General features: G+C 34.5%; 17 protein-coding genes. 1 reads left to right on the forward strand and 16 read right to left on the reverse strand.

Going from position 1 to position 24,008, the window contains the following annotated elements; all coding sequences use genetic code 11:
- Positions 1 to 74 precede the first annotated feature (74 nt).
- Complete coding sequence (locus ACXHHC_RS10525; protein ID WP_458226335.1) at positions 75 to 1,031, forward strand: ABC transporter ATP-binding protein; 957 nt, start codon at positions 75 to 77, stop codon at positions 1,029 to 1,031.
- Here ACXHHC_RS10525 and ACXHHC_RS10530 read toward each other — a convergent pair.
- The 16 genes from ACXHHC_RS10530 to ACXHHC_RS10605 form a co-directional block, all read right to left on the reverse strand.
- Positions 1,009 to 2,019, reverse strand: coding sequence for a DUF4837 family protein (locus ACXHHC_RS10530; RefSeq protein WP_458226336.1), 1,011 nt, complete (start codon positions 2,017 to 2,019; stop codon positions 1,009 to 1,011). The genes ACXHHC_RS10525 and ACXHHC_RS10530 overlap by 23 nt on opposite strands.
- 5 nt (positions 2,020 to 2,024) lie before the next feature.
- Positions 2,025 to 3,542 (reverse strand): LysM peptidoglycan-binding domain-containing protein, encoded by a 1,518-nt coding sequence (locus ACXHHC_RS10535; protein WP_458226337.1) that lies wholly within the window; start codon positions 3,540 to 3,542, stop codon positions 2,025 to 2,027.
- 19 nt (positions 3,543 to 3,561) lie between these two features.
- Positions 3,562 to 4,509 carry an OmpA family protein gene (locus ACXHHC_RS10540; RefSeq protein ID WP_458226338.1) on the reverse strand — a complete coding sequence of 316 codons (948 nt, stop codon included), beginning with the start codon at positions 4,507 to 4,509 and terminating at the stop codon, positions 3,562 to 3,564.
- Between the two features lie 5 nt (positions 4,510 to 4,514).
- Positions 4,515 to 5,279 carry an exodeoxyribonuclease III gene (locus ACXHHC_RS10545; protein WP_458226339.1) on the reverse strand — a complete coding sequence of 255 codons (765 nt, stop codon included), beginning with the start codon at positions 5,277 to 5,279 and terminating at the stop codon, positions 4,515 to 4,517.
- A 14-nt stretch (positions 5,280 to 5,293) separates the two neighbouring features.
- The gene (locus ACXHHC_RS10550) at positions 5,294 to 7,579 is read right to left on the reverse strand and encodes a transglycosylase domain-containing protein (RefSeq protein ID WP_458226340.1); all 2,286 of its coding nucleotides are present in this window, start codon (positions 7,577 to 7,579) and stop codon (positions 5,294 to 5,296) included.
- A gap of 13 nt (positions 7,580 to 7,592) precedes the next feature.
- Positions 7,593 to 8,087, reverse strand: a complete 495-nt coding sequence (locus ACXHHC_RS10555) for a gliding motility lipoprotein GldH (protein WP_458226341.1) — start codon at positions 8,085 to 8,087, stop codon at positions 7,593 to 7,595.
- A complete protein-coding gene (gene ricT, locus ACXHHC_RS10560) occupies positions 8,065 to 9,654 on the reverse strand; it encodes a regulatory iron-sulfur-containing complex subunit RicT (RefSeq protein ID WP_458226342.1) in 1,590 nt (529 codons plus the stop codon). The genes ACXHHC_RS10555 and ricT overlap by 23 nt, the downstream gene beginning before the upstream one ends.
- A 140-nt stretch (positions 9,655 to 9,794) precedes the next feature.
- Positions 9,795 to 10,025, reverse strand: coding sequence for a ferredoxin (locus tag ACXHHC_RS10565; RefSeq protein WP_458226343.1), 231 nt, complete (start codon positions 10,023 to 10,025; stop codon positions 9,795 to 9,797).
- Positions 10,025 to 11,269, reverse strand: a complete 1,245-nt coding sequence (locus ACXHHC_RS10570; protein WP_458226344.1) for a peptidase U32 family protein — start codon at positions 11,267 to 11,269, stop codon at positions 10,025 to 10,027. The genes ACXHHC_RS10565 and ACXHHC_RS10570 overlap by 1 nt, the downstream gene beginning before the upstream one ends.
- Before the next feature lie 4 nt (positions 11,270 to 11,273).
- Positions 11,274 to 12,305: an oxygen-dependent tRNA uridine(34) hydroxylase TrhO gene (gene trhO / locus ACXHHC_RS10575; RefSeq protein WP_458226345.1), complete on the reverse strand. Its 1,032-nt coding sequence runs from the start codon at positions 12,303 to 12,305 to the stop codon at positions 11,274 to 11,276.
- A 282-nt stretch (positions 12,306 to 12,587) separates the two neighbouring features.
- Complete coding sequence (locus ACXHHC_RS10580; RefSeq protein WP_458226346.1) at positions 12,588 to 13,316, reverse strand: energy transducer TonB; 729 nt, start codon at positions 13,314 to 13,316, stop codon at positions 12,588 to 12,590.
- 50 nt (positions 13,317 to 13,366) lie between these two features.
- On the reverse strand, positions 13,367 to 13,756 hold the full coding sequence (locus ACXHHC_RS10585) for a VanZ family protein (protein ID WP_458226347.1): 390 nt from the start codon (positions 13,754 to 13,756) through the stop codon (positions 13,367 to 13,369).
- Positions 13,722 to 14,102 carry a glycine cleavage system protein GcvH gene (gcvH, locus tag ACXHHC_RS10590; RefSeq protein WP_458226348.1) on the reverse strand — a complete coding sequence of 127 codons (381 nt, stop codon included), beginning with the start codon at positions 14,100 to 14,102 and terminating at the stop codon, positions 13,722 to 13,724. The genes ACXHHC_RS10585 and gcvH overlap by 35 nt, the downstream gene beginning before the upstream one ends.
- Positions 14,103 to 14,120: 18 nt before the next feature.
- The gene (sov, locus tag ACXHHC_RS10595; RefSeq protein ID WP_458226349.1) at positions 14,121 to 21,137 is read right to left on the reverse strand and encodes a T9SS outer membrane translocon Sov/SprA; all 7,017 of its coding nucleotides are present in this window, start codon (positions 21,135 to 21,137) and stop codon (positions 14,121 to 14,123) included.
- Between the two features lie 6 nt (positions 21,138 to 21,143).
- On the reverse strand, positions 21,144 to 21,725 hold the full coding sequence (gene ruvA, locus ACXHHC_RS10600) for a Holliday junction branch migration protein RuvA (RefSeq protein WP_458226350.1): 582 nt from the start codon (positions 21,723 to 21,725) through the stop codon (positions 21,144 to 21,146).
- A 6-nt stretch (positions 21,726 to 21,731) separates the two neighbouring features.
- Positions 21,732 to 23,996 carry an NADP-dependent malic enzyme gene (locus ACXHHC_RS10605; RefSeq protein WP_458226351.1) on the reverse strand — a complete coding sequence of 755 codons (2,265 nt, stop codon included), beginning with the start codon at positions 23,994 to 23,996 and terminating at the stop codon, positions 21,732 to 21,734.
- Between the last annotated feature and the right edge of the window lie 12 nt (positions 23,997 to 24,008).

Genomic DNA, 24,008 nt, shown 5'->3' on the forward strand with positions numbered 1-24,008 from the left:
CGAAAATTAATATTTATTTTCTGAATCTTTCTAACTAATAGATACTTTATCTTTGTCTCCTAAATTTATCGACCATGCTTTCTATAAAGAACGTTAGTTATAGTTATCCCGATTCTAAAACAGTTTTAGAGAATATTACCCTACGTGTAAAAGACGGAAATTATACCGCTATCTTAGGAGAAAGTGGTTGTGGAAAGAGTACACTGCTAGAAATTATCTATGGTTTAATGGATTTAACCCATGGAGAAATTTTCTATAATGATGAAAAACTATTAGGTCCTAAATATCATTTAATTCCGGGACATGCTTTTATGAAATACCTGGCACAGGACTTTAGTTTAATGCCTTATACTACGGTTGCAGAAAATGTTGGGGAATTTTTGTCTAATATATACAAAGACAAGAAGCAAGCTAGAGTTCAGGAACTCTTAGAGGTGGTAGACATGGTAGATTTTGCAAACATTAAAGTAAAAAAACTAAGTGGTGGGCAGAAACAAAGAGTTGCCATTGCTCGTGTATTGGCTAAAGAACCAAAAATTTTATTATTAGACGAACCTTTTAGTCACATAGACAATTTTAGAAAAAATCATTTAAGAAGAAAACTATTTAGCTACCTTAAGTCTAAACAGATTAGTTGTATTGTAGCAACACACGATAGTACAGATGCTCTTTCTTTTGCCGATGAGGTACACATTATTAGAGATAAAAAAATTATTGCTAACGGGACTCCAAATGAGCTCTATGAACATCCTAAAAGTGTATATGTAGCTTCTTTCTTTAACGAAGTAAATGAAATTCCCTACCAAAATTTAAATATTGATAGGGAAGGAAATCTAATTTTATATCCAGAACAATTAAAAATTGTTGAAGATTCTAGTATTAAAGCAACGGTAAAAGAATCCTTTTTTAAGGGAACTCATTACCTAATAGAAGCATTTCTAAACGAGCAACCAATTCTTATTTCTAACAGCACAGCTGTAGAAACTGGTAGTACTATTTGTTTAGCAATTATCGAATCCAAGCAGTGGTAAGCATTGCTTCCAATTCAAAAACAAAGTCACGCTTATTTACCGATGGAGCGTAATTAAACCCTTCTACTACAATTACTCGATTGTTTTTCTCGTCAACTATAGAGTAGTTTAAGAAAGGTCCTGCATTAAAAGCTCCAAACACTTCCCAAGTACCACGTGTTTCGTAGGCTTTTTTTCCATTCAATGTAATTTCTTTTACCACAGGTTTTCTTGCAGCTTCGGTAATCATGTACATTTTATCTACATCATCTCCTCTAATATAAGCTTTCCCTATACTATCTCTGTTTTTAACAATCTGATCTACTATTGGTTTATTCGCATCAAACATAGGAGCTTCGTATACTACTAACTCATTGGTTTGATCTCCAATGGCCACTCCTCCAGCAATCCTACTTCTCATCCATAAAAATGAGCCTAAAGTATCGGTTACCATTCTGTATTTGTCGGGAATTACCATACTTACCCCTAACTTTTCTAAAGCATCAATTTTTCTTTTATACCTATTTTTGGCATGTTCTTTTTGAGTCGCTTTTAAATCTCCTTTCTTATACGCTTTTACTATTTCAGATCCTTTTTCCTTAATTATGTCGTACAATGCATCTTTTGATGGAGCATTTATCTCAATTAAAGTCTGAGGTCTAGCATTTGCATCGTACTTTATAGAAAAAGATTCCTTGGTACCTTCGTTCACCTTTAACAATAACAAATTTCTACTTTTCTTAAACATACTATTATAGGCCTGGTGTGGCACATCGTTAATGTTTAAAGCATACTCTTCTTGCGGTAAACCAACCAAAGGTTCAGAAATTAATTCTTTAAATGAATTCTCTAATTTCCCATCCCAATCGTATGGATTTACCACTACTATTACATGGTTAATTCTACCTGTAGATTCAGCTTTTATAGTTAATGTCTTCTTATCTTTTTCTTCTTTTCCATTACACGAAAAAAGAAGCACAATGCTTAATATGGCAATTATTTTATTCATTTTCTTTATTTTTTATAAATCACTAGCTTTTGACCAAGGCTTAGATTATCATTCTTCCAAAGATTGTTCCAAGATCGTAAAGCAGTAATGGTTACCTTATATTTTTTTGCGATATACGATAAATTATCTCCCTCTGTAATTGTATGATACTGTTTGGCACCAACTTTTGGAACCTCTACTTTTTGAACTGTTTCCTTCTTAGGCTTACTTACCGTATAATTTATTTTTTTAGGAAAAATAGTCAAACGTTGACCAATCCTTAAATTATCACTCGATAAATTATTCCATCTTTTAATATCTCTAACACGTACTCCAAACTTACCCGCTATAGAACCTAAGAAATCTCCCGAACGAACCGAATAACGTACTCTTTGGCTCATTTCGAAATACTTTGGCAACGGTCGCTCTCTCTTTTTATCTTGTGCATTTACATACGCGTAAATTTCTTCTTCTTTGTCTACAAATTTAATTGCATCCTTTACCGGTAACGCAACTTTGTAATTTCTTCCCTTTACAAAAGGAACCATATCTAACTTATAAGAGGGATTTAAATACTCTAATAAGTCCATATCTGTTCCCACCATGTGGTTAATTTGTTTAAAGCTAATCAATTGCTTTACTTGTACACTGTCCACTTCAAAATAATGAATTCTAGGAGGTTCTTTTTCTATACCGTGTTCTTTGGCATACTCAAAAATGTACATAGTTGCGTAAAAAGCTGGTAAATAACCCGCAGTTTCTTTGGGTAAAAAAGGTCTAATATTCCAGTAATTGGTTCTATTTCCCGATCTTCTAATTGCTTTAGATACATTTCCAGGTCCTGAATTATATGCTGCTAAAGCCAAATCCCAATCGTGGTAAATACTATATAAATCACTTAAAAACTGACATGCAGCCTTGGTTGCTTTTACAGGGTCTTGCCTTTCATCTACATAAGAACTTACCTTTAAATTATAGTTCTTACCTGTACGATACATAAACTGCCACATTCCAGTTGCTCCAACTCTAGATTTTGCTCTTGGTTTTAAAGCAGATTCTACAACAGCCAAGTATTTAACCTCTAAAGGAACATTGTAATTAGCCAATTGCTCTTCAAAAAAGGGAAAATAGAAATCCGCTCTCGCCATTAGCTCCGGATAATATCTCTTGCGATATTTTAAATAGCTTTTGATTACTCGCTCTAGCTCCTTATTGTATTCTATATGAAAAGGAGTTTTTTCGTTTAATCGCTCCAATCTATATTTTAACGTGTCTGTAGACAATTCATCAAAAGTAAAGTTGTGTTGTTCTACGGGTTTTAACAGTGTAAAAACACTATCTACCTTTGGAGATTTGTATAAATTTTCTAACCAAAGCTCATTTATTTTAGACAACGAATCCTTGTCTATTATTACTTCATTTCCTGCTACTAAAGCAGTTTCCTGTACAATGGTTGTGTCTTTTTCAATTGCTGGCAAAGTTGGTTTAGAACTTTGAGAAAATACGCTGGCCGTTGTTAAAAACACACCTAATAAAAGCTTCATTCGTTAGTTGTTATGTCGATTATTCATTCAATAATTTGGTTACCTCATCTAAATTAGGTGATAAGATAATTTCAATTCTTCTATTCTTAGCTTTTCCTTCTTTTGTGGTATTGTTTTCTACAGGGTTGTATTCGCTTCTACCAGCAGCTGTAATTTGTTGTGGCGAAACCTTGTTGCGTTGTAAAATTCGTACAATTGCCGTAGCTCTCTTAACCGATAAATCCCAGTTATCTAGAATTACAGCTCCTTTGTATGGAACATTATCCGTGTGTCCTTCTATTAAAACATGAATATCTGGATTCTCCACCAACACTTTAGCCAACTCTACCACAGCAGCCTTTCCTTCTGCACCCACAACCCATTTTCCAGAACGGAACAATAATTTATTATCCATAGAAACATAGATTTTACCATCTCTGTGTTCTACCGTTAACCCTTTTCCTTTAAAACCAATTAATGCCTTGCTAATTGCCTCTTTTAAGGTTTGCATAGCGGCTTCTTTACTTGCAATTAAAGCTTCTAAATCTGCAATTCTTTTAGATCTTGCTTCCAAAGCAGCTTTAAGCTTTCTTAGTTCCGCTTCTTCTTTAAACAGTGCTGTTTCCTTTTCCTCTAAATTTGCTAATAATTGCTGATTTTCTTTTGCTTTGGCTTTTATTGCAGAAGAGCTTTTAGAAGCTAACAAATCGTAAGCATCTTGTAATTTAGCTTGCTTATTTTGTAACGCTTCTAATTCCTGTTGCAATAGAGCAATCTTATTTTCTAAAACTTCTTTTGCTGTATTTTCCTTTTCTAAATCGTCTTTTAACTTGTTGTTATCGCTTAATAACTTACTGTTCTTAGTGATTAACTTCCCGTTAGACTGCCTTAAATTGTCGTATCGCTTAGACAATTCCACAAATCTTTTTTTGGTAACACAACTTGTTAATAACAACCCCGAAATTAAGGCAAGAAAAAAAGTTCTCATGTTTTTTATTTTGATATTTCTAACACTATTGGACAGTGATCAGAATGTTTAGCCTCTGGTAAAATATAAGCTCTTTCCATTCTTTCTTTTAATGGTTCTGTTACCATATGGTAGTCTATCCTCCACCCTTTATTATTCGCTCTCGCATTGGCTCTGTAGCTCCACCAAGAATAGTGGTGTGGTTCTTTGTTAAAATGTCTAAAACTATCTACAAAACCACTAGCCATAAACTTCGTTAGCCACTCTCTCTCCACAGGTAAAAACCCAGAAGTGTTTTTGTTTTGCTTTGGATTGTGAATGTCTATTTCCTCGTGACAGATGTTATAGTCTCCACATATAACAAGGTTTGGTACTTCTTTTCGTATTTCGGTTACATAGTCTAAAAACTCGTCCATGTAATTCAGTTTAAATCCCAAACGAGCATCGTTCGTTCCCGATGGCAAATACAAACTCATCACAGAAAAAGTATCGTAATCTACACGTAAGTTTCTACCCTCAAAGTCCATAGACTCTATTCCTGTACCATACTCCACATGTTTTGGTTCTTCTTTACATAAAACCGCTACACTGCTGTATCCTTTTTTCTGCGCAGAAAACCAATAGGTGTATTTATACCCCAATTCCTCAAAAACGGTTATATCTAGCTGTTCTTTATGCGCTTTTGTTTCTTGTAAACACAAAATATCTGGATTGGCAGCTTCTAACCACTCTAAAAATCCTTTTTTTAAAGCCGCTCTTATTCCGTTAACGTTGTACGATATAATCTTCATTTTCCTATTTTCTTTTAAAATTCATCATCTACAGCAGCTGTAAAATCATCTTTATCATCTGGAGATTCACAATCAATAGCTATACCAAAGTTTTCTGGTTGTTCAAAATCCTCTTGACTTATTCCTAAAGATTCATCGGCATAACATTTCTTCATAAACAAAGCCCATGTAGGTAAAGACATACTAGCTCCTTGCCCAAAAGTAATTCCTGCAAAGTGTGTAGCTCTGTCTTCTCCACCCGTCCATACTCCAGTTGCCAAATTTGGTACCACTCCCATAAACCAACCGTCCGATTGATTTTGTGTCGTCCCTGTTTTACCAGCAATAGGATTTGTAAACTCATACGGATATCCTGTAGCTACATTATCTGGATATTTAGATCTATGCCCACGCAAACGAACACCAGAACCTTCCATTGTTACTCCTTTTAACAAATCTAATACTGCATAAGCTGCTTCCTCGCTCATTACCTCTTGAGAAGAGGGAACAAAACGTTGTAAAACTGCCCCGTTTTTATCTTCTATACGCATTACCATGGTTTGGTGTACTCTAAAACCTTTATTGGCAAACATGGCATAAACACCTACCATGTCAAAAAGACTTACGTCCTGAGTTCCCAAAGCCAAAGAAGGATAAGGATCTAAATGACTGGTTACCCCAGACTTTTTAGCCAAGTTCACTACCATTTGTGGCCCAACTCTATCCATCATTCGGGCTGTAATTACATTTACAGATCCAGCCAATGCTTGTTTTAATGTTAACTCGCCTCCATACTTTTCACCAGAGTTTTTAGGAGTCCAATCTTCTAACAAACCATACTTTCCTCTTGGAATGGTATAGGGTGTATTAGGGTATTTTTCGCAAGGAGAAATTCTAAATTGGTTAATTGCCGTTGCATACACAAAAGGCTTAAAAGTAGAACCTGCTTGGTGTGCACCTTGGCGAACGTTGTCGTATTTAAAATACTTGTGATTGATACCACCTACCCACGCTTTAATATGTCCTGTTTGTGGCTCTACAGCCAACAAACCAGTACGTAAATGTGTTTTGTAATACTTAATAGAATCATAAGGAGATAAAACAGTATCCTTAGTTCCTTTTTTCCAATCAAAAACACGCATTTTTCTTTTGATTTTAAAGTTTCTAAGAATCTCTTTTTTACTTACCCCCTGATCATTTAATGTTTGATAACGTTGTGTACGTACAATAGACCTCCACATACTCCTATCAATATCTGCTTTACTGATATCGTAAAAAGGAGCCGTTCTATTTCTCTTTTGCTCTTTAAAGAAAATACGTTGTAGGTTAGACATGTGCTCCGCAACAGCTTCTTCTGCATAACCCTGCATTCTAGAATCTAAGGTTACGTATACTTTTAACCCATCTCTATAAATGTCGTAATGAGTACCATCTTCTTTAGGATGACTCTTAGCCCACTTTTTTAAGTAATCTCTTAAATATTCTCTAAAATAGGTAGCATGTCCATCGCTATGCCCTTGTGGTGTATACTCTATTTCTACAGGTAATGCTCTTAACGAGTCTCTTGCTTCTAAAGTTAACAGATCGTTTTTATGCATTTGTCTAAACACCGTATTTCGTCTGTTTTTAGCGTTGGCAGGAAATCTTCTTGGGTTGTACAAGGACGGATTTTTGGCCATTCCTACCAATATTGCAGATTCCTCTACATTTAAGTCTTTGGGTTCTTTGTTAAAATAAATTCTTGCTGCCGAACGAATTCCAATGGCATTGTACAAGAAATCGTACTTGTTTAAGTACATGGTAACAATTTCGTTCTTGGTATACTGCCTTTCTAGTTTTATGGCAATTACCCACTCTTTTAGCTTTTGTTGAATTCTATCAATAATGCTTTTCGTCTCGAAATCTTCTGTAAAAAGTTGCTTGGCCAATTGCTGAGAAATTGTACTTCCTCCTCCTCCTTTTCCAAGCTTACTTATCGCTCTACCTAAAGCATAAAAATCTATTCCAGCATGTTCGTAAAAACGCTCATCTTCTGTAGCTACTAAAGCTTTCACCAAATTTTCTGGTAAATCTTCAAATGTAACAGGCGTTCTATTTTCTCTGTAATATTTACCCAAAGTAACTCCATCAGAAGAAATAATTTCGGTTGCAAAATTTCTTTCTGGGTTCTCTAATTCTTCAAAAGTAGGTAACTTTCCAAATGCTCCGTAGTTAATAGCTACAAAGAGCCCCGCTACGCTTAAAATTGAAAATAAAAACAGCCCCCAAAGTATTCTTAAATACAAAGAGTAGTTTGGTTTGGTTTCCTCTTTTTTTGCCATTTTATTATGTTGATTAGTTTTGTAATTCTTCTATTCTAAGTCCAATATCTCTTATCCCTTCTAGCTCATACAAACCTTCTAGTGCACCTCGCTTTCGCATGGCATGGATAAACTTAAACTTGTAGGTTCCTTTTTCGGGAAATGTAAAATTCTCTAAATAATAAAGTTGGTTGTTTTTTACATCCGTAATACCGTCACCTAGCCAATTTCCAAAAGCATCTGCCATTTCGTATTCCAAAGTATCTTGTACAGAAACCCCGTCTGGATAGGTAAGTTCACTTATAACAAACAGATTTCTAAACCCATAATTTTTATCTGTTCTAATATTTAAAAACACATTATGAGGTTTAGAAATCTCTTGCACATCCACTTCAAAAGAATAAGGATGGTTTATTTTCCACGTAGCATTCTCAACTGTCTGATAGCTATCATATTTCTTGTCATCGCAAGAAAATAGCACTACAATTAAAATTGTAAAAAGGATTTTATTCACTTTTTGCAGGTCCATTGTTTGGTTGATTTGGATTCGGTTTTTTTCTATTATTATTCCTTCTCCTTGGCTTATTATTAGGCGATTTATCCTGTGCATTCACATTCTTATTTTCACCTTTTGGTTGCCCCTGTCCTTGTGCTTTATTTCCTGGTTGTGGTTTTTGTTGAGGTTTATTTCCGTTGGATTTTCTTTGTGGTCTAGGTTTGTTGTTCCTAGCATTTGGTTTATTATTTCCGCCTTCTTGAGTGTTGGCGTTCTTTGTTTGGTTGTTTTGTTTTTGACCTCCAGCTTGTTGATTTGGATTCTGATTTTGAGGTTTTCTGTTTCTATTGTTCGGTCTCCTTGCTGGCCTATTCCCTGGCTTTTGATTGGTTCCTTCTTTGTTGTCTTCTTTCCTTTTAGACTCTGGAGTTCCTTTTGGTTTATTTTCTGCAGGCCCTCTATTGTTTCTATTGCGGTTCGACTTTTTGTTTCTTCTTCGTTTAGATTTCTTTGGTTCGTCAAAACGAGTTAAACTGTCTTGTCCTACAACATTTTCAAAGTCAATCTTAGTTTCCTCTACATTTTCAGCATCAAAATCTTCTAAGCTTTCAACAGAATTTCCTTTTTTATTTTCTTCAATAATTTCTTGAACCTGATCCAATGTTAGCTTAAACCACTTGCTCTTGTCTTCTTTATAAGTATACCATAAGACTTCTTTAAAAATGTCCATTTTAATGAATATACCAAGCCCTTTTTCGGTCTTAAGCGTAACATTTTGCGATGGAAATTCTTTTAAAGCATCTAAATACGTATCTAACTCGTAATTTAAACAACATTTTAATTTACCACATTGTCCTGCCAATTTTAATGGGTTTAAAGACAATTGTTGATATCTTGCTGCTGCAGTATTTACTTTTCTAAAGTCTGTTAACCAAGTAGAACAACACAACTCACGTCCACAAGAACCAACACCTCCCAAACGAGCAGCTTCCTGACGTAATCCTACTTGTTTCATCTCTACACGAATAGAGAATGCAGAAGCTAAATCTCGAATTAACTGACGGAAATCTACACGTTCATCTGCAGTATAATAGAACGTAGCTTTGTTACCATCTCCTTGATATTCTACATCGGATAGTTTCATTTTAAGCCCTAACTTGATGATAATCTCTCTACCTCTTTTCTGGGTATCAATTTCTCTAGCTCTAGCTTCTTCCCATATGTTGATGTCTTTCTCCGTAGCTTTTCGGTAAATTTTCTTTACCAACTCTCCTTCTGGATCTACCTTTTTCTTACGCATCTGAATTTTCACCAATTCTCCCGTAAGAGAAACAGTTCCAATATCGTGCCCAGGATTCCCTTCTACGGCTACTACCTCTCCAATGTTTAATTGGAAATTCTTTTCGTTTTTAAAAAAATGTTTTCTTCCGTTTTTAAAACGAACTTCAACAATATCAAAAGGTTTCTGACCCGTTGGCAATTCCATGTTAGACAACCAATCAAAAACAGTTAATTTATCACAACTCCCGGTACCACAACTACCATTGCTTTTACAGCCCTTTGGTACTCCATCCTTAGTTGAGCAACTATTACAGCTCATATATATCTATGTATAAAATCCACTTTATAGTGAACGATTCTTAATTCATTTTATTTAACGCGTAGTTAAATTTCCTATTATTTTTTAAAGATATAATTATTTCATCGAAAGAAAAACTTAATGTCTTTTCTCTCTATAAATTACATCTGCTTTACTTCTATAATTTTAACGGGGCACGCTTTTTTTGCTTCTATAGCATCGTTAAAAATAGTCTCGTCTGGAGACTTAATAGTAAAGAACCCTTTTTTTTCCTGTGCGTGTAATAAAACAGATTTCCCATCTTTTTTAGACATCTGGAATTGACCCGGAGCTAATTCCACACAATAATTACACCCAATACACTTATTTCTCTGTAAAGTAATTACGACCATTAGGCTTCTACTACGTTTTCTACTATTTTATACAACTTATCCGATGGACGAATTTTAAAGTCTGTTTTTAGGGTAAAAGTTTCTCCTTTACTTGCCTTTTTGGCCGATTGCTCATCCACATACAACTCTTTTACTTGCATTTCTTGAGCTCCTGTTGTTGGACCCGTTATTAAAATAGTATCGCCTACAGCAACATCGTAAGCCTCTATTTTAAACTCTCCTATTTGAGCTTTAGAGAAATAATGCATTCCTTTTCCTAAATACACTTTTTTCTGAGTGGCATGAGAACCTGATCCTTTAGACCATTCTCCTAGTTTCTGACCCAAATAGTACCCGCTCCAAAAACCTCTATTATATACTTTTTCCAACTCTTGCATCCAAGAAATTACTTTCTCTTTATCAAAAGTTCCTGCGTATAAACTATCAATAGCTTCACGATAGCACTTAATTACCTTTGCTACATACTCTGGTGCTCTTCCTCTTCCTTCTATCTTTAAAACCTTAATCCCAGCATCGGCAATTTCGTCTAAAAAGTCGATGGTACACAAATCTTTAGGAGACATAATATACTCGTTGTCCAACTCCATTTCAAAACCAGTCTCCTGATCTATGACCGTATATTTCTTTCTACAATTCTGCTTACATGCTCCTCTATTTGCCGATGAGTTTGCAGAATGTAAACTCATATAACATTTTCCAGAAACGGCCATACACAAAGCACCATGTCCAAAGATTTCAATCTCTACCAACCTACCAGAAGGCCCTTTAATTTCTTCTTTTTCTATTTGCTCCGTAATTTTCTTTACCTGACGTAAACTCAATTCACGACTCAACACCACTGTATCTGCAAACATAGCATAGAAACGTACCGACTCTATATTGGTAATGTTTATTTGAGTAGAAATATGCACCTCCATACCTTCTGCTCTTGCCATACCTATTACTGCCTGATCCATACAAATTACAGCAGTAATTTTAGCTTCTTTTGCTCTTTTAATCAACGTTTTTACAATCGATAAATCGTGATCGTAAATTATGGTATTTAAGGTTAAATAAGAGCGAACTCCTTTTTCCTCACATCTTCTAGAAATTTCTTCTAAATCGTCCAATGTAAAGTTAATAGATGCTCTAGCTCGCATGTTTAACTGCTCTACCCCAAAGTAAATAGAATCGCATCCGTTATCTAAAGCCGCCTGTAAAGATTCAAAATTTCCCGCAGGAGCCATCAACTCAATTTTGTTCATAGCACTACTTTTTAAATTTCAAAACCTCGGATCTTCCTTTCTTAAAAATCTTATTGCTATTGGATTTACCCTTTCGCAATTCTTTTTGTTCTTCGTATGGCAATGCATTTATTTCTTTACAATCATCAGAACAACATTCGTCCATTTTTTCTTTACAAGAATCGCACTGAATAAATAATAAATGGCAAGCTTCGTTAGCACAATTTACATGTACATCGCAAGGAGCACCACATTGATGACAGTTAGAAATAACATCCTCAGAAATTTTTTCAGACTTACGGTGATCAAAAACAAAGTTCTTTCCTTTAAACTTATTTTCTATTCCTTCTTCTTTTACCTGACGGGTATATTCTATAATTCCTCCTTCTAATTGAAATACGTTTTTAAAACCTTTGTGCTTGTAATAAGCACTTGCTTTTTCACATCGAATTCCACCTGTACAGTACATTAACAAGTTTTTATCTTCTTTGTGTTCTTTTAAATCTTCTTCAATAATATCTAACGAATCTCTAAAAGTATCTACATCTGGTGTAACCGCCCCTTCAAAATGTCCTATTTCACTTTCGTAATGGTTACGCATATCCACACAAACAGTATTAGGATCTGCTAACATTTTATTAAAATCCGATGCGTTTAAATGCACTCCTTTATCCGTTACATTAAAAGTCTCATCGTTTAAACCGTCTGCAACAATTTTATCTCTTACTTTAACTTTTAACTTTAAAAAAGATTTATTGTCTTGCTCTACGGCAATATTTAATCGGATGTCTTTTAAAAAAGGAATACTATCTAAATGCTCTTTAAAAGAGTTAAAGTTCTCTGCCGGTACAGACAATTGCGCATTAATTCCTTCTTTGGCAACATAGATTCTCCCTAAAACTTCTAAAGAATCCCATGTTAGAAATAAATGGTCTCTAAATACCTGTGGATTTCCAATATTGTGATACTGGTAAAATGAAATGGTCAAGCGGTCTTTTCCTGCCTCGTCTATTAACTGGGCACGTTCTTCTGCGCTTAACTTATTATACAGTTGCATGCTATATGAATTTAGTTAAACAAATAATTTTTGCAAAGGTACTACAATAGTTGAAAGTATTAAAGTTACAGGTTAAAAGTTGATTCTCGACAAAATTTGAAAAAGGTAAAAACAAAAAAACTGCCCTAAAAGGACAGTTTCTAATCTAAACTAAAACTTATGAAAAACTAATATCTTATAAACTAAACTAACTATACATATTAGTAAACAAATAGCGTGCCAAAAACAAAAAAGGTGCAATGAAAATTCATTGCACCTTTTAAAATATTGTTAGAAACTTTACTATTCTACTCTAAACACTAATGGTAAAGAGAATAATAAGTTTACTTTTCTACCGTTTTGGCTTGCAGGTACCATTTGTGGTAACTTTTCAATAGCTTTCTTAAATTCTTTAGTTAACTCAGGGTTTTTAGACCTTACTCTAACATCAGTAACTTTTCCGTTAATGTCAATTTTAAAGATAGCAGCCATTCTAATTACTCCAGACAATCCTAACTCATCAGCTAAACCTGTATCAAAGTTCTTACTAATGTGTTTGTTTACCTTTTCACTAAAACATTTCTTTTTATCCTTCTTTTTCTCACATCCAGGAAAAATAGCAGGATTTTGAATAGCAGCAAAAGGAATATCTTCGTAAACAACTTCCTCTACTTCGTCGCTATATTCAATTTGCTCGATTTCGATTTTGTCTTCTAATTCTACTTCCGTAGTTTGAATAACTACTTCTTCGATTTCCACATCATCTTCTACCTTCTCAAATTGCTCTGGAGATGGTGGTGGTGGTGGTGGCGGTGGTGGTGGAGGTGTAGAAGGTGGTTTGATTTGCATCATAATCATGTCTTCCACTTCCTCAGACTGGATGGTAGCAGCTTGTAGTTCTTCTACTACTCTGTCGTAAGTTTTATGCTCTATAGCTACGTAAACAACATATAGTGCTAAAACCAACCCCAGCAAGGTGAAAACCTTCGTGAAATTTTCAAGGTTCGATTTAGGATTCTTTTTAACTTCCATTTTTATTCAGTTGAATTGAATTTTAGTCCGATAAAATAACGAAATTAGAATTACACTTGCAAATATAAAGGCCTAACTAATTTCAAAATTAAATAGCCTAGAATCACACCTGTAGAATTTGCCAAAACATCAAGTAAATCGCCAGTCCTATAGGTAGTTAGACTACTCTGTAATACTTCAATAATCACACCATAAATGATAATTATTAAAATTAAATTCAAAAATTTAATATTTATTTTACCTAACTGGCAAGATAAAAGCCAAAAAAATGACAAAACAGTATAAGCAATTAGATGTTTTACCTTATCTGAATTTTCGAATTCTCCTATGTTTGGAACATAACTAATCTTGGCCAAACTTAGCACCATAATAAGTACCGAAAAGCCAATAGCCAAAATAAGACTACTACGCTCCAATAAGTTTTTTATACGCTTCAGCATCTAATAAATTTTGAAAATCTTCAACGTTTTCAGGCTTCACTTTTATCATCCATCCTTTACCGTAAGGGTCTTCATTTACAGCCTCTGGTTCGTCTTCTAACCCTTCGTTAAATTCTATTACCTCACCTGTAATTGGCATAAACAAATCAGATACTGTTTTAACTGCCTCTACAGATCCAAAAACACCATCTGCTTCTACTGTATCATCTAACGTATCTACATCAACATATACTATATCTCCTAATTCGCTTTGTGCAAAATCTGTAATTCCAATTACAACCTCATCTCCTTCTAACCTTACCCATTCGTGGTCTTTGGTATACTTTAATTCTTCTGGAAAGTTCATTTTTTATATTTTAATTGATTATCTCCCTAAATTATAAACTAAGCTAATTCCTGCATTAATAGACTGCCTTGGGTATAAGGTAGAAATAGCATAGCTTGTTACGTTTTGATCGTAGTATAACGATGCCGTAAAATTACGACTTAAATTATAATCTGCCGCAACTTTAATTCCCAATAAGTTTTGACCTCCAACTGGCTGATTCGATTCGGCATCTACACTTCGTATATAAGTCTCATCGGTTCTATAACTAACATCTGCCTTTATATTGATATCTCCTTTTAAAATTCTAGTTTTTCTAAAGAATCTCGATTTGAATTTTACATCTTTAAAACGGTATCCCAAACCAAAAACAAACTCACTTCCAACCATTTCTGACAACGTAGCATTGTTTAAATTTAATGACAAAGATCTGCTTGTATTTACAACTCCTCTTACTGTAAAAGAGTTCTTTAATTTAACATCTAGTTTTATCAATGGAGAAAATGCATCTGTTAGCGTTACTCCAGAATAAATGTAACTAGATTGATAAGGGTTTGACTCGTCAGAATTTAAGTTTGTAGCAAAATTATTTATGGTATACGATGAATTGTAACCATGGGTAAGTGTAAAGTTTGAGAAGTTTCTCTTAAAGAAATCTAAACGCATTAGTCCTTTATAGGTTAATTGCCAATTTGGCACAGGTATCTTTCTAAAAATAGTACCATTAGAAACCTCTTTACCGCTATATGCTGCTAAGAAAGATTGTATTAATACCTGTTGGCTATTTAAAGCTTGCGGATCGTTTACATCTGCTCCTGGATGTATTTCACTTAAAATCTTTGCTCTATTCTCTCTAAAAGTATTAAAAAGCGTTTCTGGATTGCTACCCAATGCTGTTCTTATTAAAGAATAAGAAATATTAAAATTCCCAGAATCGTTTCTTGGAGCCAATTCTAATCCATCTACTCCTTCTGAATTGATAAACTGTTGCTGGCTATTTTCCGTAAAACTTCTATTTGCTGTTAACTGAATATTTAAGTCTTTTATTGGCTTTAAGGTTAAGCTATAGTCCAAATTGGTTAACTCATTCGCACTAAATATTCTATTGTATCTTGTATCGTCACTTGGTGTTTGGCCTATTAACCAAGTTCTATCTACAACATCTATAGTATTATGCCACCCAAATACATAGCCCAAACTTGGTGCTAAGGTTCCATTAAACCTATTTCTTCCTAAGAAACCAACTTGTGGAGTATATCCATTTAAAGAACTATTTAAGTTTTTAGTATAACTTACTCTACCTTGTTTTACACTTGTTAAGACCCCATAAATAATATCTTTAGCAGAAACCTTCTTCTTGGCATTTCTATTTAATGACTTTTTAGAAGCAAATAACTTTTTTAATCCTATCTCCTTGTAAAATTTACTAAAGTCTAAATTCCCTGTTAAATTATGCGTAGCACCGTTGCTTATACTATTTCCAACAATCGCTTCAAAATCTGGAGAAGCAGCCTGCCAGTTAAAATTACCTGTATAAGAGTAATCTGCATTTACAAAACTTAAAAACGGTATTTTATTAATAGGTAGCTTATAAGTAGCTGTTAAATTCTGATTGTAATTGGTAGGTCTACCTATCTCAAAGAAATTAGAATAAATGCCTATTTGGTCTATTTCGTCTTCTGTAAGATTTCCATCACTTTCAAAAGCATCGTATACATAACTATTATTAGCGTTAAAACTTAAGTTAATAGCATCGGACAATTGATATCCTACCCTATAATCCCAATTAAACATAAAGTTACGTTGTTTTAAGGTTGGTATCTCCAACCCTGCTGTTTCTAACAGATCTCTAGATTTAAACTCGTTATAGGTTCTATTGATATTACTATTTACCGTAATATCTGTAGGTAATAAGTTAAAATTAAAGTCTTTTAATAGTTTTAATCGTTTGCTATTAAACAGCTTAGATTTCTTAAAAGGTCGTATTTCTATTTGTTTGAACTTAAACGAATAATTTGCCGATGCATTTACATTTTGCTTTAAATCCTTTTCTATCACATAGCTTTCGTTTAAGGCATCGCTATAGCTATAAGAAACACTAAAGTTTTCTATATCATAAATTTTAGGTTTACGCAAAGATCCAGTAGTTCTGTCTTTTTTAACATTGATAAAACTAATTCCTCTACGTTTGTTCTTAACCTCTATATTTTTAGTATCAACATCTGAGCCTTTTACTTGTACGTCTTCGTATCTAGGATCGAACTTAGGGGTTCTAATTTCTTCTGAAACTGTATAGTTTACTGGAATACGAACGTTCCATTTTTTAGGTAGTAACTGCCCTACATTTACACTGGTATTTACACTATACCCTTTTATTTCTTCCTGACTACGTTCGTTAACTGTTTGATCTATATTACCAAACCCAATAGATTGATATCCTCCTGTTGCCGAAATTTTAGCAAAGTCTGCAATGGTTGCATCTGCAGATACCGTAGTTGCCCAACCTCCCTGATTGTCGAACCCAGCCATACGTAGTTCGTTGAACCAAATTTCTGCCGATTTTTCCGTTACATCTGCATTTTTAACCCCTAAAAATATAGTTCTTACATTGGATAAATTTGGATTTCCTTTTACACTAATAACCGTTCCATTATTTTCGGTAGGAGTATAAATTTCCGAAGCAGAAAGTTTTGCGTTGTCTCTAGCCAATTTAACGGCTACTAAATCTTTTAAAGCAATGTCTAAATTACTTTCTTCTGGCCATACTAAATCTGCACTAACCACATTTCTAGTTGCTAAATTGTCTACTTTGGTAACTTTTAATGGAATTTCTACCTGGTAAAAGTTATCGTTTGTATCAGAACCTAAACGGATTACCGCTACTAAGTCATCGTCACTAACGGTATTTAATTGCAATTCTTCTGTATGCATAAACATTTTTAAACGCTTAAACATACGCATGTCTACATTTACATTTTTGTAAACCCCAACCGTATTATCTTGCTGTAATTTGTCTACCCTAACCACCAAAGATTGTTCGTTTTGCTGTAGCACATTAGAAGTCCCTTGCAAACGTTCTCTAGTAATGGTTGGTGGTAAAGTATAATTAATTGGAACTCTGTTTTCGTTTTCTTCAAAGTTTACCACTCCTGTTTCTAGTCTGTTTTCAACAGCATCTGGATCTCTATCCTCAATTAGATTGTTCTCATCAATAATTTTTTCGTAAATACGCCAATCTCCTCTTACCAATTGCATTTCTGCAAAACGTAGGTTGATTGGAATTTCGAAATCTGTTAAGAACATACGCATAAAACGAATGGTTTGGAAATTGTTAATTCCTCCTAAAGATTGTCCGTCGGAAATTGGAATTCTAAACAAATACCACTTGAAGTTTTCTTGGTTTCCATTTTCTAAGGTAACCGGAATATTTTTTTCGTCTATGATATATTGGTTTCTTGCTTTGCTTAAGTTGTTTTGCGACAAATCAACTTTGTATTGCCAATAGGCATTTAAGGTATTCATTGTCTGGTCTCTATCTACATCTTCTACGTCTGGATTATTGGTTGCAGAACTTGGAAAAGATTCTCTGTTTAAACCTGCTGTTGGTGAGTTTCCTTCTGGGTTGTTATAGTTCTTATAACGCTGTAATATAGATGCATTGTTTCTATCTAAAGTTTCTCCTCTAAAGAATTGATAGTTATCAAAAGAAGGGTCTAAATTACCATTTAAATCCCTGTAAGTTAATAAAGCATCAGGTATACGGCCTCTTAAAGTATCTACTTCCGTTTGATTTTTCATACCATCATACCCTACATCCTGATTACTTCTAGCATCGTCTCCTGCTCCAAAAGCGTACAACAGCGATTTTTCTTTAGAAACATGTGAAACATCGGTATATAGAACTTTTGTTAAATCACCATCTTCTGGTAATCCGTTTTCAAAACTCTTCCTATCATCACTTAAAATATCTTCAGATACGTTTCCTAAATCAAAATACAAAGTCCCTTTTTGATTTGTAGGTGTAGGATTTGCAACAATTCCTTCTCCATTTTTAATACTGTACTTATCATAAGGATCTTGTAGCCAAAACTCTATATACTGAATATTAGACCTCTGAAAATCTGTGGTAACCAAACCTCTGGTAATACCCGCCCAGTTCTGCTCTGGATTAGCAACCTCTTCGGGTCCATCTTCCCTAACAGGTTCAGAATAGTTATAAGGTCCTCTTTCGTTTGGATAGTACGTTAAATCAAAGGTTCTTACATTATTCCTTTGGGTAACATCTAAGTTTCTTTCTGGGAATAATTCATTATTTCCAATAGGTCTTGTTTCTGCTCTAGACAATTCATCAGTGTCTATATTCGCTGGTTTTAAACCAGATCTACCATAAAAAAGTTGATCGATATTGTACCATGCCAATTTTCCACGTTTTTTTCCGTTTTCAATCCCTTTAATAAGACCATTGTACTTATTTTCATCGCCTACAACTAAAGGTGTACTTGCCATAGACCAGTTCTGAGCCACTCCCATGTTAATTGGAATTTGCGCTCCTTCAAAATCGTCTACATAAGTGGTAGCCTCTCCTCCAATATCTATACTAGAAGGAGTACCTGGTTTTAAATACGCAATATCTCCACGAACCGAAATGGTAGACGGTGCATCGGTATCTATGTTTGGTAAATAATTTACCATGTCTGTTAAGAAAGGAACGTCTCCACTATAATTAACATTTAACCCATACATAGAGTTGTTAATTGGGTCTTGTCCTAACTGTACTTTGTTACTAATAGGTCTCTCTCTAATATTTAAATAGGTAGCACCTAATACAAACTTGTCCGTAAATTTATGCTCTACGTCTACTCCAATAAACGTTTTTTGTTGCTGATTAAAAAACGTATTGTTCTCTAAAGAAACATTAATGGCTTGTCCCGAAGATTTAATAGCTGGGTTGATAACTTTTACCCTACCCGCAAAATAATCTACGGTATAATCTACCCCCTCAATTAAAGGAATACCACCAGAAGTTACCGTAACCGAACCTCTTGGAACGTTAAAAGCCCCTAAGGGAATTCCATCGTCTCCACTAGAAGTATACAAACCTGTTACAAAGAATTTATCTTTATTCTGATAATCGTTTTCTGCCACAGAAGCGGTTGTGGTATACAATTCGTTAAATGGATATTTTTCTTTATCCTCTGTTTCTTCTAAAATATTTTCTAAATCACGACCAAAAGGCTCAATGGTTGGAAAAATAATGGCTCCATTTCTAGAGTTTACCGTAATACCTTCTATAAAATCAAAGAAACCATCTCCTTTTTGGTAGTCCTTACCTTCTTTTATACGGGTTAAATTATTATTTGCATCTAAACGGTCTAATCTAGTAGCATTTAGAATGGTACGTTCTTTTATATCATCCCCTTTAGCATTTAATAAATTATTGGTTGCTTGTCCTGTAGCATCTTCTCTATACAACAAACTAAATCTAAATCCTTCTTTATCTAAATTATAAGCTCCAATATTATATACGTTCTTCATCATTAAGTCCCACACCTTCTCTTCGGTGTTAATTAATTGAGGTCTTAATAATTTTACAACAATATTATCATCACTAGAAATACCATCGGTAGACAATTCTCCTACTCTGTGTACTTCTCCATTCTCTAAATATTCAAAGGCAACCGCTAAAATATCTCCATCATTTAAACGAGCATTTAAGGAAATATATCCTAATTGCCTGTTAAAAGTAAACTCATCTGCCCTTAATTGTCTTGCATTTTCTACAATGGCATAGTCAGAACCATTTCTATAAGCCGCTAACTCTGAAGTTACATTTTGTACATCTCTTAAAGCTGTTACATTAGTTCCTATATAATTTTTTAAACTATTAACTTTGTTATCTGGCAATACATTGTTAGGGTCTCCTGTAATTGGTTCTTCTACTACATTGGTACTGCTTATATTGCTTTTGGTAATGTCGTATCTGTCTTTACCAGCTTCTCCTAAATCTACCAAACCAACAATATTCCTTACATCTTGTGTATTGGTATTACGGTTGGTTACCCAAACTTCTATTTTGGTAACCTGAATATTAGAGTTGATTAGTGGCAATCGTTCTAAGGCATCGTTGTAGGTATTTCTAAAATATTGTGAGATAAAGAAATGTCTATTGTTGTCGTATTGAGTTGTTCTTAGTTCGAACTCTGTTAGTGCCGAAGCTCCTTCTGCTACAATATTTTTAGCCTGAGATTGTTGTTGCGAAAACACCCCTGTAATGGTTGTTGGACCAAATTGAAATTGAGCCTTTACCCCAAATAAACTCTGAGAACCATTGATAAGGTTGTTCTTAATATCCATATTGATATTACCCACCTCTAATTTTTGAATTAAATTGTCTTCGTTTGGTTGAAAATCTAATTTTAACTGGTTCTGAAAACTAAATGTTGACTGTGTATCGTAGTTTACCTCAGCGGTTAATACTTTTCCAACTTTAGCGGATAAGTTAGCTCTTATTTGCTGCTCAAAATTAGGCGTAAAATTACTTTGATTGTCTTCTGAAAGTAACGGGTTCTCTATTTTTTGATAAAACCCTCCTATGTTTACGGTTAAAGAACCTCTGGGTACCAACTTAATCTCGGTTCCACCAAACAAGGTTTCAAAGAACTTATTGTTTACATACATTGTAGGCAATAAATCTTTCTGAGCCTCTTTGCTCCCTTTTTTCTTACCATCTACAGCAGCAGACTTATCTCTAAAGTATTTATGAATGTCTTTTCTAAGTCGGTAGTTCTTGTATTCCTCTTCTGTGTAGTATCTAGGCAAACCAAAACTAGTTCTTCCTATACGCTCTCTAACAACATACCTTCCAACACTTGGATCGTATTTTACTTCTTCATCTGCAGGATTATTTAGGTACAAAGAACCTTCCTGAAAATTGGTAAAAGGATATTTCATTTTTGGAATGGAATCCTTTTGCAACTCGTTGGGTTGTTTATCTTGTGTAAATCCCTTGGTTAGGGATAAAGAAAAAAATAGTAGTATTAGAAAATTTCTTTTCAATCTAAGTTATAATTTTTTAAGAGCCAACTTAATAAGCCCTTCCACATTTACACTTGGCTCTTCTTTTAAAATAGAAGTTACCACTTTCTCTGCCTGCCTTTTTACAAAACCTAAAACTTCTAATGCAGATAACGCTTCTTCTTTAATACTATTGTTATTCGTCACTTCAATTTCTGGCAATCCAATAGTTTTGGTCACTTTATCTCTTAACTCAATAATTACTTTCTGAGCAGTTTTGGCTCCAATTCCTTTTACAGACTGTATTACCGCTACATTTTCCGAAGACAATGCATGCTGAATTTCTTCGGTTGTTAACGAAGAAAGCATGGTTCTGGCAATACTAGGTCCTATTCCTGAAACAGAGATTAGCAATTTAAAAATTTCTCGCTCTAAAACAGAAGCAAATCCGTATAAAGTATGAGAATCTTCTCTAACTATTAAATGCGTGTAAATTTTTACAGATTCACTGTCTGGTAAAACAGAAAATGTATTTAGTGATATGTTTAAAAAATAACCTACGCCATTGCATTCCACAATGGCGTAAGTAGGATTCTTTTCAACAAGTTTTGCTTTTAAATGTGTAATCATTTAATTTTATTGGTTTTGTGCATCAATAACAGCAACGGCAACCGTGTTTACAATTTCGTCTACACTTGCTCCTAACTGAACCACATGTGCTGGTTTATTTAGCCCCATTAATAACGGTCCAATAGACGTTGCATCGGTTAATTCCTTAATCATTTTATAAGAAATATTTGCTGCATCTAAGCTAGGAAAAATAAATGTATTTGTCTCCTTTCCACACAAGTCTGAGAAAGAAAATTCTTTTTCTAACAAATCGTGGTTTAAAGCAAAGTCTGCCTGAATTGGTCCGTCTACATTTAAATCTGGTCTTTTGGCCTTAATAATCTCTACTGCTTGCTGCACTTTTGCAACTCCTTTAGACGGTACACCTCCAAAGTTTGTGTACGATAAGAAAGCAATATGCGGCTCTATAGCAAAGATTTTTGCCATACCACTGGTCAACTCGGCAATATTTGCCAAAGTTTCGGAATTAGGGTCTATGTTTACTGTAGTATCTGTAAAAATTAAAGGCCCTTTTTCTGTTAACATAATGTTTGCAGCAGCTATTTTAGCAACCTCATCTCTTTTACCTATTGTTTCAAAAATTGGTTTTACGGTAGACGGATAGTTTCTAGAATACCCAGATACCATTGCATCTGCATCTCCCTCGTTTACCATCATAGCAGCAAAATAATTACGTGTAATCATATGCTTTCTAGCATCTAACAAACGAATTCCTTTACGTTGACGTTTTTTCCAATACTTAATTGCATATTCCTCTGCTTTCTCAGCATACTCATCGCTCTTAGGATCTATAATTTCTATTTCTGTATCAAATCCTATTTCTTCTTTTAATGCTAAAATTAATTCTTTGTTTCCTAATAAAATTGGAATGGCAATTCCATCATCCGAAGCAATTTGTGCTGCTTTTAACACATTCATATGCTCTGCCTCTGGAAACACTACTTTCTTAGGATCTTTTCTAGAACGTGTAATCAACATACGCTCAAACTTACTACCTGCTCCAGAACGCTCCATTAATTCATGAATATACGCATCCCAATCTGTAATTGGTTCTTTGGCAATTCCACTGTCCATAGCTGCTTTTGCAATGGCTGGTGGCAATTCGTAAATTAACCTTGGATCGAATGGTTTAGGAATAATGTATTCTTTACCGTATTGTAAGTTCTTTTCTCCGTAAACAATATTTACTTGTTCTGGTACATTCTTCTTAGCCATATCTGCCAACGCATTTACAGCTGCCATTTTCATTTCTTCGTTTATTCCGGTAGCTCTAACATCTAACGCTCCTCTAAAAATAAACGGGAAACCTAATACATTGTTCACCTGGTTAGGATAGTCCGAACGACCTGTAGCCATAATAACATCCTCGCGAGTAGCCACCGCTACATCGTAGTCTATTTCTGGAGTTGGGTTAGCCATAGCAAATACAATAGGATTTGGTGCCATGGTTTTTAACATCTCTGGCGATAAAGCTCCAGCTACAGACAATCCAATAAATACATCTGCACCGTGAATAGCCTCTTCTAAAGTTGTAAAATCTGTATCTACTGCAAATTCTTTCTTTTGCTCATTTAAATCCTCACGCTTGGTAGAAATTACACCTTTACTATCGCACATTAAAATATTTTCTGGTGCCACTCCTAAAGCCTTGTACAATTTGGTACAAGATATTGCTGCAGCTCCTGCTCCGTTTACTACCACACGTATTTTGGTAATGTCTTTTTCTGTTAATTCAACCGCATTTTTTAAAGCGGCAGCAGAAATAATCGCCGTACCGTGTTGGTCATCGTGCATTACAGGAATGTCTAATTCCTCTTTTAAACGTCTTTCAATCTCAAAAGCTTCGGGTGCTTTAATATCTTCTAAGTTAATTCCCCCAAAAGTTGGAGCAATTGCTTTTACAGTTTCTATGAATTTGTCTACATCTTTGGTATCTACTTCAATATCAAAAACATCAATATCTGCAAAGATTTTAAACAATAGCCCTTTTCCTTCCATCACAGGTTTTCCTGCTAAGGCTCCAATATCTCCCAAACCTAACACCGCGGTTCCGTTAGAGATAACAGCTACTAAGTTTCCTTTAGAAGTATATTTGTAAGCATCTTCTGGGTTCTTTTCGATGGCCAAACAAGGAGTAGCAACTCCTGGTGAATAAGCCAACGCTAAGTCTCTTTGTGTAGCGTACTTTTTAGTAGGTACCACCTTAATTTTACCCGGTTGTGGGTGCTGGTGATAGTCTAAAGCTTCTAGTTCTTTTTTGGTATAAGTCATATTCTGGTTTTT

The organism is Wenyingzhuangia sp. IMCC45574, from assembly GCF_054182685.1.